Below are 18,440 nucleotides of genomic sequence, written 5' to 3'. Positions count from 1 at the left end.
ATGAACGCGAAATCAAGGCGTGCTGCGCGCGGCTTTACCCTGCTGGAGCTGATGGTGACCGTCGCCGTGCTGGCGATCCTGATCGGCATCGCCGTCCCCTCGCTGGGCGATGCCACCCTCGCGGGCAAGCTTGCCGCCAGCGCCAATGACCTGGTTGCCGGTGTGGCGATGGGCCGTAGTGAAGCGATCAAGCGCAACACCGTGACCAGCCTTTGCGTCTCCAGCAACGGCACCAGTTGCGGCTCGGGCGGGTGGGAGCAGGGCTGGATCATCATTTCCGGCTCCACCGTGATCCAGAAGCACTCTGCCGCGCCGACGGGCTTCAAGGTGACGTCCAGTGTCGCCAAGGTCGACTTCCAGCCAACCGGCGTGGGCAACACCCAGGCGACCATCACCGTCTGCCGCTCGGCCCCAAGCGCGGGCTCCCAGGAGCGGGTGGTGAATGTCAGCGCCACCGGTCGCGCCTATGTCAGCAAGACCACGACCGGCACCTGCTCCTGAACGGATCGACGCGAGGCAAATCGCAGACAACAAAAAACCGGCCAGAAGGCCGGTTTTTTGTGGGTTCCGGTAGTTCATGAGAACTGCAAGAACAATGTGGTGGTGCCCCGGGAGAGACTCGAACTCTCACTCTGTCGCCAGAAACGGATTTTGAATCCGCCGCGTCTACCATTCCGCCACCGAGGCAATGGCGCGGCAGTATAGGGAGCCGCTCTGCGCCGGTCAATCGGCTCGCATGGTCAGAAATGGGCAATTCCAGTAAGATGTGCGCCCCTTCGAGATAGCTCTCCCCATGCGTGTCGCTGACTTTCATTTCGACCTGCCCGAGGCGCTGATCGCCCGCCATCCGCTTCCCGAGCGCCGCTCCAGCCGCCTGTTGGTGCTGGACGGTCCGAGCGGCGAGCTCAGCCATCGGCAATTCGCTGACATCCTCGGCTTCCTCAAGCCGGGTGACCTGATGGTGTTCAACAACACCCGGGTGATTCCTGCCCGCCTGTTCGGCCAGAAGGCCTCCGGCGGAAAGCTGGAAATCCTCGTGGAGCGCGTGCTGGACAGCCATCGCGTGCTGGCCCACGTGCGCTCCAGCAAATCGCCCAAGCCGGGATCGAAGATCCTCATCGATGGCGGTGGCGAGGCCGAGATGCTGCAGCGCCACGATGCGCTGTTCGAGCTGGGCTTCAGCGAGGAGGTGCTGCCGCTGCTGGAGCGCGTCGGCCACATGCCGCTTCCGCCTTATATAGACCGTCCGGATGAAGACGCCGACCGCGAGCGCTACCAGACCGTCTATGCCGAGCGTGCGGGCGCGGTGGCCGCGCCTACCGCCGGGCTGCACTTCGACGAGGCGCTGCTGGAATCGATCCGCGCCAAGGGCGTGGAGACCGCCTTCGTCACCCTGCACGTTGGCGCCGGCACCTTCCAGCCGGTGCGCGTGGAGCGCATCGAAGACCACCACATGCACAACGAATGGCTGGAGGTCAGCCAGGACGTGGTCGACGCCGTGGCCGCCTGCAAGGCGCGCGGTGGACGCGTGGTCGCCGTCGGCACCACCAGCGTGCGGTCGCTGGAAAGCGCCGCCCGCGATGGCGTGCTCAAGCCGTTCAGCGGCGACACCGACATCTTTATTTTCCCCGGGCGGCCGTTCCATGTGGTCGACGCCCTGGTCACCAACTTCCACCTGCCGGAATCCACCCTGCTGATGCTGGTCTCCGCCTTCGCCGGCTACCCCGAGACCATGGCCGCCTACGCAGCGGCGGTGGAGCACGGGTATCGCTTCTTCAGCTACGGCGATGCCATGTTCATCACCCGCAACCCGGCACCGCGCGGCCCCGAGGACTGATCCATGAGCTTCATGACATTCGAACTGCTGGCCACCGAGGGCAAGGCCCGTCGCGGCCGCCTGACCTTCCCCCGCGGCGTGGTGGAAACCCCGGCGTTCATGCCGGTGGGCACCTACGGCACCGTGAAGGGCATGCTCCCGCACGACATCGAGGGCATCGGCGCGCAGATCATCCTCGGCAATACCTTCCACCTCTGGCTGCGTCCGGGCACCGAAGTGATCCAGAAGCACGGCGACCTGCATGACTTCATGCAGTGGAAAGGGCCGATCCTCACCGACTCGGGCGGCTTCCAGGTGTTCAGCCTGGGCGCGTTGCGCAAGATCAAGGAGGAGGGCGTGTACTTTGCCTCCCCGGTCGATGGCGCCAAGGTCTTCATGGGCCCGGAAGAGTCCATGGCCGTGCAGCGCGCGCTGGGCTCGGACATCGTGATGATCTTCGACGAGTGCACCCCGTACCCGGCGGAGTTCGACGTCGCCAAGCGCTCCATGGAGCTGTCGCTGCGCTGGGCCAAACGCTCGAAGACCGCCCACGGCGACAGCCCTTCGGCGCTGTTCGGTATCGTCCAGGGCGGCATGCACGAAGAGCTGCGCATGCGTTCCCTCGAAGGCCTGCAGGAAATCGGCTTCGACGGCCTGGCCATCGGCGGCCTGTCGGTAGGCGAGCCCAAGGAAGAGATGATCCGCGTGCTGGACTTCCTGCCGCAGCACATGCCGGCTGACAAACCTCGTTACCTGATGGGTGTGGGCAAACCCGAAGACCTCGTGGAAGGTGTGCGCCACGGCGTCGACATGTTCGACTGCGTCATGCCTACCCGCAACGCGCGCAATGGTCACCTTTTCGTTGACACCGGGGTGATCAAGATCCGTAACGCGGTGCACAAGCACGACGAGTCTGCGCTGGACCCGACCTGCGATTGCTACACCTGCAAGCACTTCTCCCGCGCCTATCTGTACCACCTGGACAAGTGCGGCGAAATGCTCGGCAGCATGCTCAATACCATCCATAACTTGCGGCATTATCAGCGGCTTATGGCTGGTTTGCGCGAGGCAATCCAACAGGGTACATTGGCGAACTTTGTCGACGCCTTCTACGCCAAGCGCGGCCTTCCCGTGCCGCCGCTGGCGGACTGACCTTATTCATCGAAAAAGCTTTGAGACAGGAGTTTCCAATGAGTTTTCTGATTCCCGCCGCCTACGCTGACGCCGCAGCTCCCGCCGCTGCTGCAGGCCCGGCCGGCACCGGCTTCGAGTGGATTTTCCTGGTCGGTTTCCTGGTCATCTTCTACCTGATGATCTGGCGTCCCCAGGCCAAGCGCTCGAAAGAGCACAAGAACCTGCTGTCCGGCCTGCAGAAGGGCGATGAAGTCGTCACTTCCGCCGGCATCGCCGGCAAGGTGACCAAGGTCGCCGAGGACTTCGTCGTCGTCGAGGTTTCCGACAACGTCGAGCTGAAGTTCCAGAAGGCTGCGATCGCCGCGACCCTGCCGAAAGGCACCCTGAAGGCGATCTGATCCTCCACTTAGAAACCCAACCGACGGGGCGCAAGATGCGCCCCGCGTCATAACGGGCGGTGTCATGCTCAACAAGTATCCCCTGTGGAAGTATCTGCTGATCCTGGCGGTCCTGGCCGTCGGTTTCATCTATTCCGCACCCAACCTCTATCCAGACGATCCGGCCGTCCAGATCAGCGGCGCGAGCACCGCGCTGCAGGTCACCCAGGCCGACGTCGACAAGGCCAGCAAGGCGCTCGCCGATGCGGGCATCGCCGTCAAGGCGGGCTCGCTGGGCAAGAACAGCGGCCTGATCCGCCTGGTCAAGCAGGAAGACCAGCTGCCGGCCAAGGACATCGTCCGCCGCGCACTGGGTGACGACTACGTAGTCGCCCTGAACCTGGCGCAGACCACGCCGAACTGGCTGCGCAGCATCGCGGCCCACCCGATGAAGCTGGGTCTCGACCTGTCCGGTGGTGTGCACTTCCTGCTGGAAGTGGACATGGACAAGGCCGTCGACGCCCGCATGAAGGTGTACGAGAACGAGGTCAAGAGCGCCCTGCGCAAAGAGCGCGTGCGCTACCGCAGCCTGCCCGTGCAGGACGGCGGCATCCAGCTGGGCTTCACCGAAGAAGCCGACCTGGACAAGGCCAAGTCGATCATCGCCAAGGATTTCCGCGATTTCGAAAGCACCCAGAGCGAGCGCAATGGCATGCAGGTCCTGCGCCTGGCCATGACCGCCACCAAGCTGGCCGAAATCCGCGAATACTCGATCAAGCAGAACCTCACTACCGTCCGCAACCGCGTGAACGAGCTGGGTGTGTCCGAGCCGCTGGTACAGCGCCAGGGCGCCAACCGCATCGTCGTCGAACTGCCGGGCGTGCAGGATACCGCCGAAGCCAAGCGCATCCTCGGCAAGACCGCCAACCTGGAGTTCCGCCTGGCTGCCGAGCCGGATGCGATCAAGTCCTCCACCGAGACCTTCGATTTCCGCGAGCCGCGTCGTCCGCCGGCGACCCTGGAGCGTGGCGTGATCATCACCGGTGATCAGGTCACCGACGCCAGCGCCAGCTTCGACGAGAATGGCCGTCCGCAGGTGAACATCCGTCTGGATGGCCATGGCGGCGAGCTGATGAACCGCGCAACCCGCAACAACGTCGGCCGCAGCATGGCCGTGGTGTTCATCGAGCAGAAGCCGATCACCCGCTACACCAAGCAGGTCGTCGACGGCGTCGAGCAGGAAGTCGCGGTTCAGGCGTTCAAGGAAGAGAAGCAGATCATCAGCCTCGCGACCATCCAGTCGCCGCTGGGCAACCAGTTCCGCATCACCGGCCTGGACGCTCCGGGCGAGTCCTCGGAACTGGCCCTGCTGCTGCGTGCCGGTGGCCTGGCCGCGCCGATGTACTTCGCCGAAGAACGCACCATCGGCCCGAGCCTGGGTGCGGACAACATCGCCAAGGGCATCGACGCTTCCCTGTGGGGCATGGTCTTCGTGTCCCTGTTCATCATCGTCATCTATCGCTTCTTCGGCGTGATCGCCACCGTCGCCCTGGCCTTCAACATGGTCATGCTGGTGGCGCTGATGTCGATCCTCGGCGCGACCCTGACCCTGCCGGGTATCGCGGGTATCGTGCTGACCATGGGTATGGCGGTGGACGCCAACGTGCTGATCTTCTCGCGGATACGCGAGGAACTGGCGGCGGGCATGTCGACGCAGCGGGCGATCCATGAAGGCTTCAACCGGGCCTTCACCGCGATCATCGACGCCAACCTGACCTCGCTGCTGGTCGGCGGCATCCTCTACGCCATGGGCACCGGCCCGGTGAAGGGCTTCGCCGTGACCATGTCCCTGGGTATTCTCACCTCGATGTTCACTGCCATTCTGGTCACCCGCGCCATGGTGAACCTGATCTACGGCGGCCGCGACGTCAAGAAGCTGTGGATCTAAGGGGCCAGAGATGAATATCAAGATCGGTACTATCAACTTCATGGGCGTGCGCAACGTTGCGTTCGCCGCCACCCTGATCCTCACCCTGATCGCCCTCGGCAGCTGGGTCTTCAAAGGCATTAACTTCGGCCTGGACTTCACCGGCGGTACGTCGATCAAGCTGAATTACGAACAGCCTGCCGACCTCTCCAAGGTGCGCGAGCAGCTGGTCGCCGCCGGTTACAGCGAGGCCGTGGTACAGAGCTTCGGCGATACCCGCGACGTGCTGGTGCGCATGCCCAGCGAAGATCCCGAACTGGGCAAGAAGGTCGCCACCGCGCTGCAGAAGGCCGATGCTTCCAACCCGGCCAAGGTGAACGGCGTCGAGTATGTCGGCCCGCAGGTGGGTGAAGAGCTGCGCGACCAGGGCGGCCTCGGCATGCTCCTGGCGCTGGGTGGCATCCTGTTGTACGTGGGCTTCCGCTTCCAGTGGAAGTTCGCGCTGGGGGCGATCCTCTCGCTGATCCACGACGCCATCATCGTGATGGGTGTGCTGTCGTTCTTCCAGATCACTTTCGACCTGACCGTGCTCGCTGCGGTGCTGGCGGTGGTGGGCTATTCGTTGAACGACACCATCGTGATCTTCGACCGGGTGCGCGAGAACTTCCGCGTGCTGCGCAAGGCCAGCCTGATCGAGAACATCAACATTTCGACCAGCCAGACCCTGCTGCGGACCATCGCGACCTCGGTGTCGACCCTGCTCGCGATTGCCGCCCTGTTGTTCTTCGGCGGCGACAACCTGTTCGGCTTCTCCATCGCCCTGTTCGTCGGTGTGATGGCGGGTACCTACTCGTCGATCTACATCGCCAACGTGGTGTTGATCTGGCTGAACCTGTCCAGCGAGGACCTGATTCCTCCGCCGAGCAAGGAAGTCGACGAGCGCCCGTAACAGAGCGCTTCCGGCCCTCCGCAGAAAACTCCCGCCCAGGCGGGAGTTTTCATTTGCAGGTGGTGTGTCACGAATCGGCCGGAACTTTCCTGCATTTGAATTGCTCCAAGGCAAGGTAAAGGGCTATGCCCGAATGAGAAGTAAGACCAGGAGAACCCTATGAACAAGTCGTTGCTAATCGGTACCGTGCTGGGCGCTGTAGGCGTGACTGCCGGTGGCGCCGTGGCTACCTACAGTCTGGTGGACCGTGCGCCGCAATATGCCGAGGTGCTCGCCGTTCAACCGGTCAAGGAAACCATCAAGAATCCGCGCCAGGTCTGCAAGGACGTGGCAGTGACCCACCAGCGCCCGGTCAAGGACACCCACCAGATCGCCGGTACGGCGATCGGCGCCATTGCCGGCGGCCTGCTGGGCAACCAGATCGGCGGCGGCAACGGCAAGAAGATCGCCACCGTCGCGGGCGCCATCGGCGGCGGCTACGCCGGCAACAAGGTGCAGGAAGGCATGCAGGAGCGTGATACCTACACCACCACCGAAACCCGCTGCAGCACCGTCAATGATACCAGCGAGAAGGTCGTCGGCTACGACGTGAAGTACCTGCTCGATGGCAAGGCCGGTCAGGTCCGCATGGATCGCGATCCGGGCTCGCAGATTCCGGTCGACAAGAGCGGCCGACTGATCCTGGGTCAGCAATAAGCAGTCGCCAGGTGTGGAACGAAAAGGGCGCCCGATGGGCGCCTTTTTCTTTGGCCCTTCCTTGTAGGAGCGAGCTTGCTCGCGAATCGCCTGGGCGCGTGGTTTCAGGATAAAGAGCTTCGCGAGCAAGCTCGCTCCTACAGGCGACGCTTTCTCGCAGGCACAAAAAAGCCCGGCATTGCCGGGCTTTTCGTCGGGCTCAGGCTCAGCGCTTGAGCGAGGCCGGCAGGTGCGGCTGGATGCTGGTCAGCAGCGCCTTGAAGCACTTGGTGTTGCCGGCAACGATCTGGCCCTTTTCGAGGAATTCGTGGCCGCCGGTGAAATCGCTCACCAGGCCGCCCGCTTCCTGGATCAGCAGGGCGCCAGCGGCCATGTCCCACTCGGACAGGCCGAATTCCCAGAAGGCGTCGTAACGGCCGGCGGCAACGTAGGCGAGATCGAGGCTGGCGGCACCGGCGCGGCGGATGCCGGCGGTCTGGCCGACCAGGCTGCGGAACATGCCCAGGTAGGCGTCCAGGTTGTCCATCTGGCTGTCGCGGAACGGGAAGCCGGTGCCGAGCAGGGCGCCTTCCAGGCTCTTGCGGTTGCTGACGCGCAGGCGACGGCCGTTCAGCGCGGCGCCACGGCCGCGGCTGGCGGTGAATTCTTCCTGGCGGATCGGGTCGAGGACCACGGCGTGCTCGAGGCGGCCGCGGTATTTGCAGGCGATGCTGACGGCGTAGTGCGGAACGCCGTGGATGAAGTTGGTGGTGCCGTCCAGCGGATCGATGATCCACAGGTAGTCGGCGCCTTCGCCGCTGCCTTCGAGCACGCCGCCTTCTTCGCCCATGATCCCGTGGTTCGGGTAGGCCTTGCGCAGGGCGGTGACGATGGAGAGTTCGGCGGCGCGATCGACTTCGGTGACGTAGTCGTTGGCTTCTTTCTCGTTGACCGACAGGGTGTCCAGGCGTTCGATGGAGCGGAAGATCAGTTCACCGGCGCTGCGAGCGGCGCGCAGGGCGATATTCAGCATGGGCTGCATGGAGAGGTCACCTGGGTCGTTAAAGAAAGCCGGACATTCTAGCAGAAAGCCATGGAGTTCATAGAGCGACCTGTCGCCTGCGTGGCGCAAGACCCACTGCTGCGGTAGGATTCCCTCCCTTTTTCGCTTTTGTGTGGAGTCGCGCGTTGCTCGACAAAATTCGCGTGGTGCTGGTCAACACCAGCCATCCCGGCAATATCGGCGGTACGGCCCGTGCGATGAAGAACATGGGCCTGTCGCGCCTGGTCCTGGTCGATCCGATGGATTTCCCCAGTGGCGAAGCGCGTGCGCGGGCCTCTGGCGCCGATGACATTCTCGATGCGGCCGTGGTCGTTCCCACCCTGGAAGATGCCCTGGCCGGCTGCAGCCTGGTGCTCGGCACCAGTGCACGCGATCGGCGCATCCCCTGGCCGTTGCTCGATCCCCGCGAGTGCGCCACCACCAGCCTGGAGCATGTCCAGCAGGGTGGTGAGGTTGCGCTGGTGTTCGGCCGCGAGTACGCCGGCCTGACCAACGAGGAACTGCAGCGATGTCAGTTCCATGTGCACATCTCGGCCAACCCCGAGTTCAGCTCGCTGAACCTGGCGACGGCGGTTCAGGTGCTGGTCTACGAGGTGCGCATGGCGTGGCTGGCCGCTCAGGGGCAGCCGACCAAGCAGGAAAAGGTCGAGTCCACTGCCATGCTCAATAGCGTCCCGGTGACGTCGGATGAGCTCGAGCGCTTCTATGCGCACCTCGAATCGACCCTGGTGGACATCCAGTTCCTCGACCCGCAGAAGCCGCGCCACCTGATGTCGCGCCTGCGCCGCCTGTATGGCCGCGCCGGTGTCAGCAAGCTGGAGATGAATATCCTGCGGGGTATTCTCACCGAGACACAGAAGGCTGCCCGTGGGGAGCTTTCCAAGCGGAGTGATGAAGATGTTTGAGCGTGTACGCGAAGACATTCAAAGCGTATTCCATCGTGACCCGGCGGCGCGCAACGCCTTCGAGGTGCTCACCTGCTACCCGGGCCTGCATGCGGTCTGGTTGCACCGCCTGGCTCATGGTCTGTGGATGTCCGGCTGGAAGTGGCTGGCGCGCATGGTGTCGAACTTCGGTCGCTGGATGACCGGCATCGAGATCCATCCGGGCGCGAAGATCGGTCGCCGCTTCTTCATCGACCACGGCCTGGGCATCGTCATCGGCGAAACCGCCGAGATCGGCGACGACGTGACCATCTACCAGGGGGTGACCCTGGGTGGCACCAGCTGGAACAAGGGCAAGCGTCATCCGACCCTGGCTGACGGCGTCGTGGTGGGGGCGGGCGCCAAGGTGCTCGGCCCATTCACCGTCGGCGCCGGCGCCAAGGTCGGTTCCAATGCGGTGGTGACCAAGGAGGTACCGCCGGGCGCCACCGTTGTGGGTATTCCGGGTCGCATCATCGTCAAGGATGATGCGGATCAGGCGGCCAAGCGCCAGGCGATGGCAGAAAAGCTCGGGTTCGATGCCTATGGCGTCAGCCAGGACATGCCCGACCCGGTGGCCCGTGCGATCGGCCAGTTGCTCGACCACCTGCAGGCAGTCGACGGGCGCCTGGAAGGCATGTGCAAGGCTCTGACGGATCTTGGTAGCGACTACTGTGCGAAAGATCTTCCGGCTCTGCGGGAAGAGGACTTCGCCGGAGTCAAAGGCGAGGAGAGCAGCCAGTCGGCGCAGTGATGCGCCGGCCCTTGTATTGCTGCTACAATATGCCGCCGTTCGCTGGCTAATTCCGACTAAAGTAATAGGTCTTATAGTTGACTTAAATAGTCGGAAAAGAGCATACTCCCGCCATACCAGCGATTCTTCCGGATTTCCCCATGCGATTGACCACCAAAGGCCGCTATGCCGTCACCGCCATGCTCGACCTGGCGTTGCACGCCCAGCGTGGCCCGGTTTCTCTCGCCGATATCTCCGAGCGCCAGGGTATTTCCCTGTCCTACCTGGAACAGCTGTTCGCCAAGTTGCGCCGTGGCAACCTGGTGGTCAGCGTGCGTGGTCCGGGCGGCGGCTACCAGCTGTCCCGCGACATGACCGGCATCCACGTCGCCCAGGTGATCGATGCGGTCAACGAGTCGGTCGATGCCACCCGCTGCCAGGGGCAGGGCGACTGCCACTCCGGCGATACCTGCCTGACCCACCACCTGTGGTGCGACCTCAGTCAGCAGATTCACGAGTTCCTCAGCGGCATCAGCCTGGCCGACCTGGTCGAGCGCCGCGAAGTTCAAGAGGTCGCTCAGCGCCAGGACGAGCGTCGCTGCTCGGGCACCAAGCCGCTGCGCCTCGACAAGATTGAAGCGTCCGCCATCGATTGAGCGAACGCCCGCCTGTAGGAGTTACCTGATGAGATTGCCGATTTACCTCGACTACTCCGCCACCACTCCAGTGGATCCGCGTGTCGCTCAGAAAATGGCCGACTGCCTGCTGGTTGACGGCAATTTCGGCAACCCGGCTTCGCGCTCCCACCTCTTCGGCTGGAAGGCCGAGGAAGCAGCTGAGAACGCCCGTCGCCAGGTCGCCGAACTGGTCAATGCCGACCCCCGCGAGATCGTCTGGACTTCCGGTGCCACCGAGTCCGACAACCTCGCCATCAAGGGCGTCGCGCACTTCTACGCGACCAAGGGCAAGCACATCGTCACCTCGAAGATCGAGCACAAGGCGGTCCTGGATACCTGCCGCCAGCTGGAGCGCGAAGGCTTCGAGGTGACCTACCTGGAGCCGACCCCCGAGGGCATCATCACCCCGGCGATGGTCGAGGCCGCCCTGCGTGACGACACCATCCTGGTCTCGGTCATGCACGTGAACAACGAAGTCGGCAGCATCAACGACATCGCCGCCATCGGCGAGCTGACCCGCGCCCGCGGCATCCTGCTGCACGTGGACGCTGCCCAGTCCGCTGGCAAGGTGGACATCGACCTGGAGAAACTCAAGGTCGACCTGATGTCCTTCTCCGCCCACAAGGTCTACGGCCCCAAAGGCATGGGCGCGCTGTACGTGCGTCGCAAGCCGCGTGTGCGACTGGAGGCCCAGATGCATGGTGGCGGCCACGAGCGCGGCATGCGTTCGGGCACCCTGGCGACCCACCAGATCGTCGGCATGGGCGAAGCCTTCCGCATCGCCAAGGAAGAAATGCACCAGGAAATGGCCCGCATCGAAGGCCTGCGCAAGCGCTTCTTCGATCAGGTGCAGGGCCTGGAAGAGCTGTACCTCAATGGCAGCCCGACTTCCTACGCGCCGAACATCCTCAACGTCAGCTTCAACTACGTCGAAGGCGAGTCGCTGATGATGTCGCTCAAGGACCTGGCCGTCTCGTCCGGTTCCGCCTGCACCTCGGCCTCGCTGGAGCCGTCCTACGTGCTCCGCGCCCTGGGCCGCAACGACGAACTGGCGCACAGCTCCATCCGTTTCAGCTTCGGCCGCTTCACCACCGAAGAAGAGGTCGATTACGCCGCCAAGAAGGTGGTGGAAGCCGTTTCCAAGCTGCGTGAGCTCTCGCCGCTGTGGGATATGTTCAAAGAGGGTGTCGACCTGTCCAAGGTCGAATGGCAGGCCCACTGACCCGCCCCATAGATGTGAGGATTAGCCATGGCTTACAGTGACAAGGTCATCGACCACTACGAAAACCCGCGCAACGTCGGCAAGCTCAATGCCGAAGACCCGGACGTCGGCACCGGCATGGTCGGCGCGCCGGCCTGCGGCGACGTGATGCGCCTGCAGATCAAGGTCAACGAGCAGGGTGTCATCGAAGACGCCAAGTTCAAGACCTACGGCTGCGGTTCGGCCATCGCCTCCAGTTCCCTCGCCACCGAGTGGATGAAGGGCAAGACCCTGGACGAAGCCGAATCCATCAAGAACACCACCATCGCCGAAGAACTGGCCCTGCCGCCGGTGAAGATCCACTGCTCGGTACTCGCCGAGGACGCCATCAAGGCGGCCGTGCGCGACTACAAGCAGAAGAAAGGTCTGCTCTGAAGCGATTCTGAGTTAAGGAGTTCCCATGGCCATCAGCATGACCGAATCCGCCGCCAACCACGTTCGCCGCTCCCTCGAAGGGCGCGGCAAGGGCGAGGGCATTCGTCTTGGCGTGCGCACCACCGGGTGTTCCGGTCTGGCCTACGTGCTGGAGTTCGTCGACGAGCTGGCAGCCGAGGATCAGGTCTTCGAGAGCCACGGCGTGAAGGTCATCATCGACCCGAAAAGCCTGGTGTACCTCGACGGCACCGAGTTGGACTTCACCAAGGAAGGCCTCAACGAGGGCTTCAAGTTCAACAACCCGAACGTGCGCGGTGAGTGTGGCTGCGGCGAAAGCTTCAACGTCTGAGGCCGGGTGTGGGTAGTCCCTGTCATTTCGCGCTGTTCGACCTGCAGCCGGGCTTCCGGATCGATCTGGAAGCCCTCGGCAATCGCTACCGCGAGCTGGTGCGCACCGTCCACCCGGACCGTTTCGCCGATGCCTCCGAGCGCGAGCAGCGACTGGCGCAGGCCAAGGCCGCCGAACTCAACGATGCCTACCAGACGCTGAAAAGCGTTCCGCGTCGTGCCCTGTACCTGCTGGCCCTGCGCGGCGATTCGCTGCCGCTGGAAGCCACGGTGCAGGACCCGGAGTTCCTCCTGCAGCAGATGCAGTTGCGCGAGGACCTGGAAGACCTGCAGGAAAGCGCTGATCTCGACGGCGTGGCGCAGTTCAAGCGTCAGCTGAAGTCCGCCCAGCAGCGGCTGGAAGATGATTTCGCCGATTGCTGGGATGACGCCGCTCGCCGCGACCTGGCCGAGCGCCTGGTGCGTCGCATGCAGTTCCTCGACAAGCTGGCGCAGGAAGTGCGACAGCTGGAAGAGCGACTCGACGATTAATCCGCGCGGCCCGCGCCGCGCCCGATAGCCTGATTAGAAACCGCATGGCCTTACTGCAGATCGCCGAGCCCGGACAAAGCCCCCAGCCACACCAGCGTCGCCTGGCCGTGGGGATCGACCTGGGCACCACGAATTCCCTGGTCGCTGCCGTGCGCAGCGGCGTCGCGGCACCGTTGCCGGACGACCGCGGCGAAGTGATCCTGCCTTCGGCGGTGCGTTACCACGCCGATCGCATCGAGGTGGGCGAGAGCGTTCGCGCCACCGCCTCGCAGGACCCGCTGAACTCCATCATCTCGGTCAAGCGCTTCATGGGCCGCGGCCTGGAGGATGTGAAGCAACTCGGCGGCCAGCTGCCGTACCGCTTCACCCAGGGCGAATCGCACATGCCCTTCATCGAGACCGTCCAGGGCGCCAAGAGCCCCGTGGAAGTCTCGGCGGAAGTCCTTCGTGTCCTGCGCCAGCGCGCCGAGTCCACCCTGGGTGGCGAGCTGGTGGGCGCGGTGATCACCGTTCCCGCCTATTTCGACGACGCCCAGCGGCAGGCCACCAAGGACGCCGCGCGTCTGGCTGGCCTGCACGTACTGCGCCTGCTCAACGAACCGACCGCTGCCGCCGTTGCTTATGGTCTGGACAAGAATGCCGAGGGCGTGGTCGCCATTTATGACCTGGGCGGCGGTACCTTCGATATTTCGATCCTGCGCCTCACCCGCGGCGTCTTCGAGGTCCTGGCTACCGGAGGCGATACCGCCCTGGGCGGCGACGATTTCGACCATGCCATCGCGGGCTGGATCATCGAGCAGTCCGGCATTTCGGCCGACCTCGATCCGGGCGCCCAGCGCCGTCTGCTGCAGATCGCTTGCGCAGCCAAGGAAGCCCTCACCGATAGCGCCAGCGTTGCCGTCGCCTACGACAGTTGGACGGGTGAGCTGAGCCGCGCCCAGCTCGAATCCCTCATCGACCCGCTGATCCAGCGCAGCCTCAAGTCCTGCCGCCGCGCCGTGCGTGATTCCGGCGTCGAGCTGGAAGAGGTCAGCGCCGTGGTGATGGTCGGTGGTTCCACCCGTGTGCCGCGTGTGCGCGAGCTGGTGGGCGAGCTGTTCGGCCGCGAGCCGCTGACCGATATCGATCCGGACCAGGTGGTCGCCATTGGCGCCGCCATCCAGGCTGATGCCCTGGCCGGCAACAAGCGCGGCGAAGAATTGCTGCTGTTGGACGTCATCCCCCTGTCGCTCGGCCTGGAAACCATGGGCGGGCTGATGGAGAAGGTGATTCCGCGCAACACTACCATCCCGGTGGCGCGTGCCCAGGAATTCACCACCTACAAGGATGGCCAGACGGCCATGATGATCCACGTGCTGCAAGGCGAGCGCGAGTTGGTCAAGGACTGCCGGTCCCTGGCGCGCTTCGAGCTGCGCGGCATTCCGCCGATGGTGGCGGGCGCGGCGAAGATCCGCGTCAGCTTCCAGGTCGATGCCGATGGCCTGCTGGGTGTGTCCGCCCGCGAGCTGTCCTCCGGCGTCGAGGCGAGCATCCAGGTCAAGCCGTCCTACGGCCTGACCGACGGCGAAATCGCCCGCATGCTGCAGGACTCTTTCCAGTACGCCGGCGACGACATGGCCGCCCGAGCGCTGCGTGAGCAGCAGGTCGAGGCCCAGCGTCTGCTGGAAGCCGTACAGTCTGCACTGGACGCCGACGGCGAGCGCCTGCTCGATGCCGACGAGCGCCTGGTCATCGATGCCGGCATGGACTCGCTGCGCGAACTGGCCACCGGCAGCGATGCCAGCGCCATCGAACTACAGATCAAGCGTCTGTCCCAGCTGACCGACGCCTTTGCCGCGCGCCGTATGGACGCCACCGTCAAAGCCGCACTGGCCGGTCGCCGGCTCAACGAAATCGAGGAATAAGCGAAGATGCCGCAGATTGTCTTTCTGCCCCACGCCGAACACTGCCCCGAAGGCGCGGTGATCGAAGCCCAGCCGGGCGAAACCATCATGAAGGCAGCGCTGCGCAATGGCATCGAGATCGAGCACGCGTGCGAGATGTCCTGCGCCTGCACCACCTGCCACGTGATCGTGCGCGAAGGCTTCAACTCCATGGAGGCCTCCGACGAGCTGGAGGACGACATGCTGGACAAGGCCTGGGGTCTGGAGCCGGATTCGCGCCTGTCCTGCCAGGCGGTGGTCGGTGAGACCGACCTGGTGGTGGAAATTCCGAAGTACACCATCAACCAGGTGTCCGAAGGTCACTGAGGCGGAGCGTTCGCATGAGTCTGAAATGGGTTGATGTGCTCGAAATCGCCATCCAGCTGGCCGAATCCAAGCCGGACGTCGATCCGCGCTATGTGAATTTCGTCGATCTGCATCGCTGGGTGCTGGCATTGCCGGAGTTCAGCGACGATCCTTCCCGCGGTGGGGAAAAGGTCCTGGAGGCCATCCAGGCCGCCTGGATCGAAGAAGCCGACTGAGGGCGCGGCTCACCAGAGCCGCGTACCCATTTGTCATGAACCCGCGTATAATTCGCGGGTTTTATCTTTAGGTGAGCTGTCGAAAATTTCCTTGAGGGAATTTTCCAGTCGCCGGCCCTTGCGCAGTCGGGCCGGTTCCGCGGCTTCCGCCCCACGGGCGCGGCGCGCGGCAAACCCTAGAATCGCAGGAGCTCCTGGCCACGCCAGGGGCTTCTTGGCATTACCAACCTTGCTTTATCGGAGTTATTTCCATGGCCCTGCAACGTACCTTCTCCATCATCAAGCCCGACGCCGTTTCCAAGAACGTCATCGGCGAAATCCTGACCCGCTTCGAGAAAGCCGGCCTGCGCGTTGTCGCTTCGAAGATGGTTCAACTGTCCGAGCGCGAAGCTGGTGGCTTCTACGCCGAGCACAAAGAGCGTCCCTTCTTCAAGGACCTGGTTTCCTTCATGACCTCCGGCCCGGTCGTCGTTCAGGTTCTGGAAGGCGAAGACGCCATCCTGCGCAACCGTGAGCTGATGGGCGCCACCGATCCGAAGAAAGCCGACGCCGGCACCATCCGCGCCGACTTCGCTGTTTCCATCGACGAGAACGCCGTACACGGTTCCGACTCGGAAGCTTCGGCTGCCCGCGAAATCGCTTACTTCTTCTCCAGCACCGAGGTGTGCGAGCGCATTCGCTGATCCAGGCGAATGAGCGAGGGTGAATCCATGACTGATACCGCTGTAAAGGCCAACCTGCTGGGCATGACCAAGCCCCAGCTCGAGGAATTCTTCGAGTCCATCGGTGAAAAGCGCTTCCGCGCCGGCCAGGTGATGCAATGGATTCACCACTTTGGCGCCCTGGAATTCAGCGCCATGACGAACGTCGGCAAGGCCTTGCGCGAAAAGCTCGAGGCCGTTGCCGAAATTCGTCCTCCGGAAATCGTCAGCCAGGACATTTCCGCTGACGGGACCCGCAAGTGGGTGGTGCGCGTGGCCTCGGGCAGCTGCGTCGAGACCGTGTACATCCCGCAAGGCGGCCGCGGCACCCTGTGCGTGTCGTCCCAGGCCGGTTGCGCGCTGGACTGCAGCTTCTGCTCCACCGGCAAGCAAGGCTTCAACAGCGACCTGACCTCCGCCGAGATCATCGGCCAGGTGTGGATCGCCAACCAGTCTTTCGGGACCATCCCGGGCAAGATCGACCGTGCCATCACCAACGTGGTGATGATGGGCATGGGCGAGCCGCTGCTGAACTTCGACAACGTCGTGAGCGCCATGAGCATCATGATGGAAGACCTCGGCTACGGTATTTCCAAGCGCAAGGTGACGCTGTCCACCTCCGGTGTGGTGCCGATGATCGACAAGCTCGCCGAGGTCACCGACGTGTCCCTGGCGCTGTCGCTGCACGCACCCAACGACGAACTGCGCAACAAGCTGGTACCGATCAACAAGAAGTACCCGCTCCAGATGCTGCTCGACTCCTGCTATCGCTACATCACGCGGCTGGGCAAGGAGCGCGTGCTGACCGTGGAGTACACCTTGCTGGCCGGCGTCAACGACCAGCCCGAGCATGCTGAGCAGATGATCGCACTGCTCAAGGATTTCCCTTGCAAGATCAACCTGATTCCGTTTAATCCGTTCCCGCATTCCGGTTACGAGCGCCCGAGCAACAATGCCATCCGCCGTTTCCAGGACATGCTGCACAAGAGCGGCTTCAACGTGACCGTTCGCACCACCCGCGGCGACGATATCGACGCCGCCTGTGGTCAGCTGGTGGGCCAGGTGATGGACCGCACCCGCCGCAGCGAACGCTACATTGCTGTACGACAACTGGCTGCGGACGCCGAACAGGCCCCGACCAACGCCACTCGAAACTGACTAGGGAGGATTCCGATGAACCTGCGCGCCGCGCTGTGCTTACTGTTGGCAACCGTGCTGACGGGTTGCGTGACGACTGGTAAACAGGATCCTCTGAAAACCGAGAAGGGCCGGGACGAGGCGCGTGACGCCTACATCCAGCTCGGTATCGGTTACCTGCAGATGGGCAATACCGAGCAGGCCAAGGTGCCGCTGCGCCAGGCCCTGGACATCGACTCTTCCAGCGCCGACGCCCACGCTGCCCTGGCGGTGGTCTATCAGGTCGAGAAGGAGCCCAAGCTCGCCGAGAGCGAGTTCCGCAAGGCATTGTCGTCGCGCTCGGGCGATGCGCGCATCCTGAACAACTACGCGGGCTTCCTGTTCGAGCAGAAGCGCTACCAGGAAGCCTACGATACCTACATGAGGGCCACCGAAGACGGCCTCTATTCCGAACGCTCGCGGATATTCGAGAACCTCGGCCTAGTCAGCCTGAAGCTCAACAATCGACCGCAGGCGAAGGAATACTTCGAGAAGGCCATTCGCCTGAATCGCAATTCGACGGGGGCGCTGCTCGAATTGGCTGATCTGACTTACCAGGATCGCGAGTATGTGCCGTCTCGTGGTTACTACGAGGAATATCTCAAACGGGGCCCGCAGACCGCGCGCAGCCTGCTGTTGGGGATTCGACTGGCAAATATCTATGACGACCGGGATACCGCTGCCAGCTACGGGCTGCAACTCAAGCGCCTGTATCCCGCATCTCCTGAATACCAGGCATACCAGGCGGATAAATGATGAATACGTCGCAGTCCGATGTCATCGGCACGACTCGCGCCAACCCTGGCGAAACCCTGCGCCAGGCGCGCGAGAACAAGGGCTGGAGCACTGCTCAGGTCGCCGGCCAGCTGAACCTGACCGAGAATGCCCTGCGTTCGCTGGAGCAGGGGTCGTTCGAGCAGTTGCCGGGGCACACCTTCGCCCGTGGCTATATCCGTGCCTACGCGAAACTGCTGGGCATGGACCAGGCACAGATGGTCACCGCCTTCGACCAGTACACCGGCACCGACGCCACCGGCAGCAACGTCCAGGCGCTGGGGCGCGTGGTCGAGCCGGTGCGCCTGTCGCGCAACCTGCTGCGTCTGTTCAGCCTGGCCCTGCTCGCGGTGCTGATCGGCTTCGGCTACTTCTGGTGGCAGGAGCGCTCCGCACGCCCGGCCGAAACCGGCGCCCTGAACATGGAGCACGTCGAGGTCGAGAGCGCCGACGGCACCACCGAGATCCACACCCTCGACGAGCCGGAAGACCAGGCCGTCGCCGAGGACCAGGCCAATACCCCGGCGGTTCCGACC

Annotated in this window: 22 protein-coding genes and 1 tRNA gene; 21 read left to right on the top strand and 2 right to left on the bottom strand. The window is 63.7% G+C overall.

What is annotated here, in order from left to right; translation table 11 throughout:
- Positions 1 to 501 carry a GspH/FimT family pseudopilin gene (locus ACCC94_RS10605; protein WP_413349393.1) on the top strand — a complete coding sequence of 167 codons (501 nt, stop codon included), beginning with the start codon at positions 1 to 3 and terminating at the stop codon, positions 499 to 501.
- 100 nt (positions 502 to 601) lie between these two features.
- On the opposite strand, the gene ACCC94_RS10600 is transcribed toward ACCC94_RS10605, so the two are convergent.
- Positions 602 to 687: transfer RNA gene (locus tag ACCC94_RS10600), tRNA-Leu, on the bottom strand.
- Positions 688 to 793: 106 nt separating this feature from the next.
- Here ACCC94_RS10600 and queA point away from each other — a divergent pair.
- The 6 genes from queA (at position 794) to ACCC94_RS10570 (ending at position 6,899) form a co-directional block, all read left to right on the top strand.
- Positions 794 to 1,837, top strand: a complete 1,044-nt coding sequence (gene queA / locus ACCC94_RS10595) for a tRNA preQ1(34) S-adenosylmethionine ribosyltransferase-isomerase QueA (RefSeq protein WP_413349392.1) — start codon at positions 794 to 796, stop codon at positions 1,835 to 1,837.
- A 12-nt stretch (positions 1,838 to 1,849) separates the two neighbouring features.
- The gene (gene tgt / locus ACCC94_RS10590; protein ID WP_413349408.1) at positions 1,850 to 2,968 is read left to right on the top strand and encodes a tRNA guanosine(34) transglycosylase Tgt; all 1,119 of its coding nucleotides are present in this window, start codon (positions 1,850 to 1,852) and stop codon (positions 2,966 to 2,968) included.
- Positions 2,969 to 3,006: 38 nt separating this feature from the next.
- Positions 3,007 to 3,348 (top strand): preprotein translocase subunit YajC, encoded by a 342-nt coding sequence (gene yajC, locus ACCC94_RS10585; protein ID WP_017522301.1) that lies wholly within the window; start codon positions 3,007 to 3,009, stop codon positions 3,346 to 3,348.
- Between the two features lie 64 nt (positions 3,349 to 3,412).
- Positions 3,413 to 5,275, top strand: a complete 1,863-nt coding sequence (gene secD / locus ACCC94_RS10580; RefSeq protein ID WP_413349390.1) for a protein translocase subunit SecD — start codon at positions 3,413 to 3,415, stop codon at positions 5,273 to 5,275.
- 10 nt (positions 5,276 to 5,285) lie between these two features.
- Positions 5,286 to 6,203 carry a protein translocase subunit SecF gene (secF, locus tag ACCC94_RS10575; protein WP_413349388.1) on the top strand — a complete coding sequence of 306 codons (918 nt, stop codon included), beginning with the start codon at positions 5,286 to 5,288 and terminating at the stop codon, positions 6,201 to 6,203.
- 159 nt (positions 6,204 to 6,362) lie between these two features.
- A complete protein-coding gene (locus ACCC94_RS10570; protein ID WP_017522298.1) occupies positions 6,363 to 6,899 on the top strand; it encodes a glycine zipper 2TM domain-containing protein in 537 nt (178 codons plus the stop codon).
- A 205-nt stretch (positions 6,900 to 7,104) separates the two neighbouring features.
- Here the strand turns inward: ACCC94_RS10570 and suhB are convergent, their stop codons facing one another.
- Positions 7,105 to 7,920 carry an inositol-phosphate phosphatase gene (suhB, locus tag ACCC94_RS10565; protein WP_017522297.1) on the bottom strand — a complete coding sequence of 272 codons (816 nt, stop codon included), beginning with the start codon at positions 7,918 to 7,920 and terminating at the stop codon, positions 7,105 to 7,107.
- A gap of 146 nt (positions 7,921 to 8,066) precedes the next feature.
- On the opposite strand from suhB, the gene trmJ reads away from it, so the two are divergent.
- From trmJ to ACCC94_RS10495, 14 genes are all read left to right on the top strand, one after another.
- A complete protein-coding gene (gene trmJ, locus ACCC94_RS10560; RefSeq protein ID WP_413349387.1) occupies positions 8,067 to 8,846 on the top strand; it encodes a tRNA (cytosine(32)/uridine(32)-2'-O)-methyltransferase TrmJ in 780 nt (259 codons plus the stop codon).
- Positions 8,839 to 9,618, top strand: a complete 780-nt coding sequence (gene cysE / locus ACCC94_RS10555; protein ID WP_413349385.1) for a serine O-acetyltransferase — start codon at positions 8,839 to 8,841, stop codon at positions 9,616 to 9,618. The genes trmJ and cysE overlap by 8 nt, the downstream gene beginning before the upstream one ends.
- Before the next feature lie 140 nt (positions 9,619 to 9,758).
- Entirely contained in the window at positions 9,759 to 10,253 is a 495-nt protein-coding gene (gene iscR, locus ACCC94_RS10550; RefSeq protein WP_017522294.1) for a Fe-S cluster assembly transcriptional regulator IscR, read from the top strand.
- 28 nt (positions 10,254 to 10,281) lie between these two features.
- Positions 10,282 to 11,496 (top strand): IscS subfamily cysteine desulfurase, encoded by a 1,215-nt coding sequence (locus tag ACCC94_RS10545; RefSeq protein WP_413349384.1) that lies wholly within the window; start codon positions 10,282 to 10,284, stop codon positions 11,494 to 11,496.
- 27 nt (positions 11,497 to 11,523) lie between these two features.
- Complete coding sequence (gene iscU, locus ACCC94_RS10540; protein ID WP_015478505.1) at positions 11,524 to 11,910, top strand: Fe-S cluster assembly scaffold IscU; 387 nt, start codon at positions 11,524 to 11,526, stop codon at positions 11,908 to 11,910.
- Between the two features lie 25 nt (positions 11,911 to 11,935).
- Positions 11,936 to 12,259 (top strand): iron-sulfur cluster assembly protein IscA, encoded by a 324-nt coding sequence (gene iscA / locus ACCC94_RS10535; protein ID WP_017522292.1) that lies wholly within the window; start codon positions 11,936 to 11,938, stop codon positions 12,257 to 12,259.
- Between the two features lie 8 nt (positions 12,260 to 12,267).
- Positions 12,268 to 12,789, top strand: coding sequence for a co-chaperone HscB (gene hscB, locus ACCC94_RS10530; protein WP_413349383.1), 522 nt, complete (start codon positions 12,268 to 12,270; stop codon positions 12,787 to 12,789).
- A gap of 44 nt (positions 12,790 to 12,833) precedes the next feature.
- Complete coding sequence (hscA, locus tag ACCC94_RS10525) at positions 12,834 to 14,693, top strand: Fe-S protein assembly chaperone HscA (protein WP_413349382.1); 1,860 nt, start codon at positions 12,834 to 12,836, stop codon at positions 14,691 to 14,693.
- A 6-nt stretch (positions 14,694 to 14,699) separates the two neighbouring features.
- The gene (fdx, locus tag ACCC94_RS10520) at positions 14,700 to 15,038 is read left to right on the top strand and encodes an ISC system 2Fe-2S type ferredoxin (RefSeq protein ID WP_017522289.1); all 339 of its coding nucleotides are present in this window, start codon (positions 14,700 to 14,702) and stop codon (positions 15,036 to 15,038) included.
- A 14-nt stretch (positions 15,039 to 15,052) separates the two neighbouring features.
- The gene (gene iscX / locus ACCC94_RS10515; protein WP_017522288.1) at positions 15,053 to 15,253 is read left to right on the top strand and encodes a Fe-S cluster assembly protein IscX; all 201 of its coding nucleotides are present in this window, start codon (positions 15,053 to 15,055) and stop codon (positions 15,251 to 15,253) included.
- Positions 15,254 to 15,504: 251 nt separating this feature from the next.
- Positions 15,505 to 15,936 carry a nucleoside-diphosphate kinase gene (gene ndk, locus ACCC94_RS10510; RefSeq protein WP_024762960.1) on the top strand — a complete coding sequence of 144 codons (432 nt, stop codon included), beginning with the start codon at positions 15,505 to 15,507 and terminating at the stop codon, positions 15,934 to 15,936.
- A gap of 27 nt (positions 15,937 to 15,963) precedes the next feature.
- The gene (gene rlmN / locus ACCC94_RS10505) at positions 15,964 to 17,112 is read left to right on the top strand and encodes a 23S rRNA (adenine(2503)-C(2))-methyltransferase RlmN (protein WP_413349380.1); all 1,149 of its coding nucleotides are present in this window, start codon (positions 15,964 to 15,966) and stop codon (positions 17,110 to 17,112) included.
- A gap of 15 nt (positions 17,113 to 17,127) precedes the next feature.
- Complete coding sequence (gene pilW, locus ACCC94_RS10500) at positions 17,128 to 17,886, top strand: type IV pilus biogenesis/stability protein PilW (protein WP_413349379.1); 759 nt, start codon at positions 17,128 to 17,130, stop codon at positions 17,884 to 17,886.
- On the top strand, positions 17,883 to 18,440 hold a 558-nt coding region (locus tag ACCC94_RS10495), incomplete at its 3' end, for a helix-turn-helix domain-containing protein (RefSeq protein ID WP_413349377.1). The genes pilW and ACCC94_RS10495, both read left to right, overlap by 4 nt.

Origin of the sequence: Pseudomonas sp. Pseusp97, from assembly GCF_047304025.1 — a bacterium.
In the GTDB taxonomy this organism is placed as follows: Bacteria; Pseudomonadota; Gammaproteobacteria; order Pseudomonadales; family Pseudomonadaceae; genus Pseudomonas.
The sequence above is the reverse complement of the archived record's forward strand: the minus strand, read 5'-3'. Positions and strand labels throughout refer to the sequence as shown.

Coding starts and splice junctions, on each gene's coding strand:
- ACCC94_RS10605 (WP_413349393.1), top strand. CDS start 1: ATGAACGCGAAATCAAGGCGTGCTGCGCGCGGCTTTACCCTGCTGGAG.
- queA (WP_413349392.1), top strand. CDS start 794: ATGCGTGTCGCTGACTTTCATTTCGACCTGCCCGAGGCGCTGATCGCC.
- tgt (WP_413349408.1), top strand. CDS start 1,850: ATGACATTCGAACTGCTGGCCACCGAGGGCAAGGCCCGTCGCGGCCGC.
- yajC (WP_017522301.1), top strand. CDS start 3,007: ATGAGTTTTCTGATTCCCGCCGCCTACGCTGACGCCGCAGCTCCCGCC.
- secD (WP_413349390.1), top strand. CDS start 3,413: ATGCTCAACAAGTATCCCCTGTGGAAGTATCTGCTGATCCTGGCGGTC.
- secF (WP_413349388.1), top strand. CDS start 5,286: ATGAATATCAAGATCGGTACTATCAACTTCATGGGCGTGCGCAACGTT.
- ACCC94_RS10570 (WP_017522298.1), top strand. CDS start 6,363: ATGAACAAGTCGTTGCTAATCGGTACCGTGCTGGGCGCTGTAGGCGTG.
- suhB (WP_017522297.1), bottom strand. CDS start 7,920: ATGCAGCCCATGCTGAATATCGCCCTGCGCGCCGCTCGCAGCGCCGGT.
- cysE (WP_413349385.1), top strand. CDS start 8,839: ATGTTTGAGCGTGTACGCGAAGACATTCAAAGCGTATTCCATCGTGAC.
- iscR (WP_017522294.1), top strand. CDS start 9,759: ATGCGATTGACCACCAAAGGCCGCTATGCCGTCACCGCCATGCTCGAC.
- ACCC94_RS10545 (WP_413349384.1), top strand. CDS start 10,282: ATGAGATTGCCGATTTACCTCGACTACTCCGCCACCACTCCAGTGGAT.
- iscU (WP_015478505.1), top strand. CDS start 11,524: ATGGCTTACAGTGACAAGGTCATCGACCACTACGAAAACCCGCGCAAC.
- iscA (WP_017522292.1), top strand. CDS start 11,936: ATGGCCATCAGCATGACCGAATCCGCCGCCAACCACGTTCGCCGCTCC.
- hscA (WP_413349382.1), top strand. CDS start 12,834: ATGGCCTTACTGCAGATCGCCGAGCCCGGACAAAGCCCCCAGCCACAC.
- fdx (WP_017522289.1), top strand. CDS start 14,700: ATGCCGCAGATTGTCTTTCTGCCCCACGCCGAACACTGCCCCGAAGGC.
- iscX (WP_017522288.1), top strand. CDS start 15,053: ATGAGTCTGAAATGGGTTGATGTGCTCGAAATCGCCATCCAGCTGGCC.
- ndk (WP_024762960.1), top strand. CDS start 15,505: ATGGCCCTGCAACGTACCTTCTCCATCATCAAGCCCGACGCCGTTTCC.
- rlmN (WP_413349380.1), top strand. CDS start 15,964: ATGACTGATACCGCTGTAAAGGCCAACCTGCTGGGCATGACCAAGCCC.
- pilW (WP_413349379.1), top strand. CDS start 17,128: ATGAACCTGCGCGCCGCGCTGTGCTTACTGTTGGCAACCGTGCTGACG.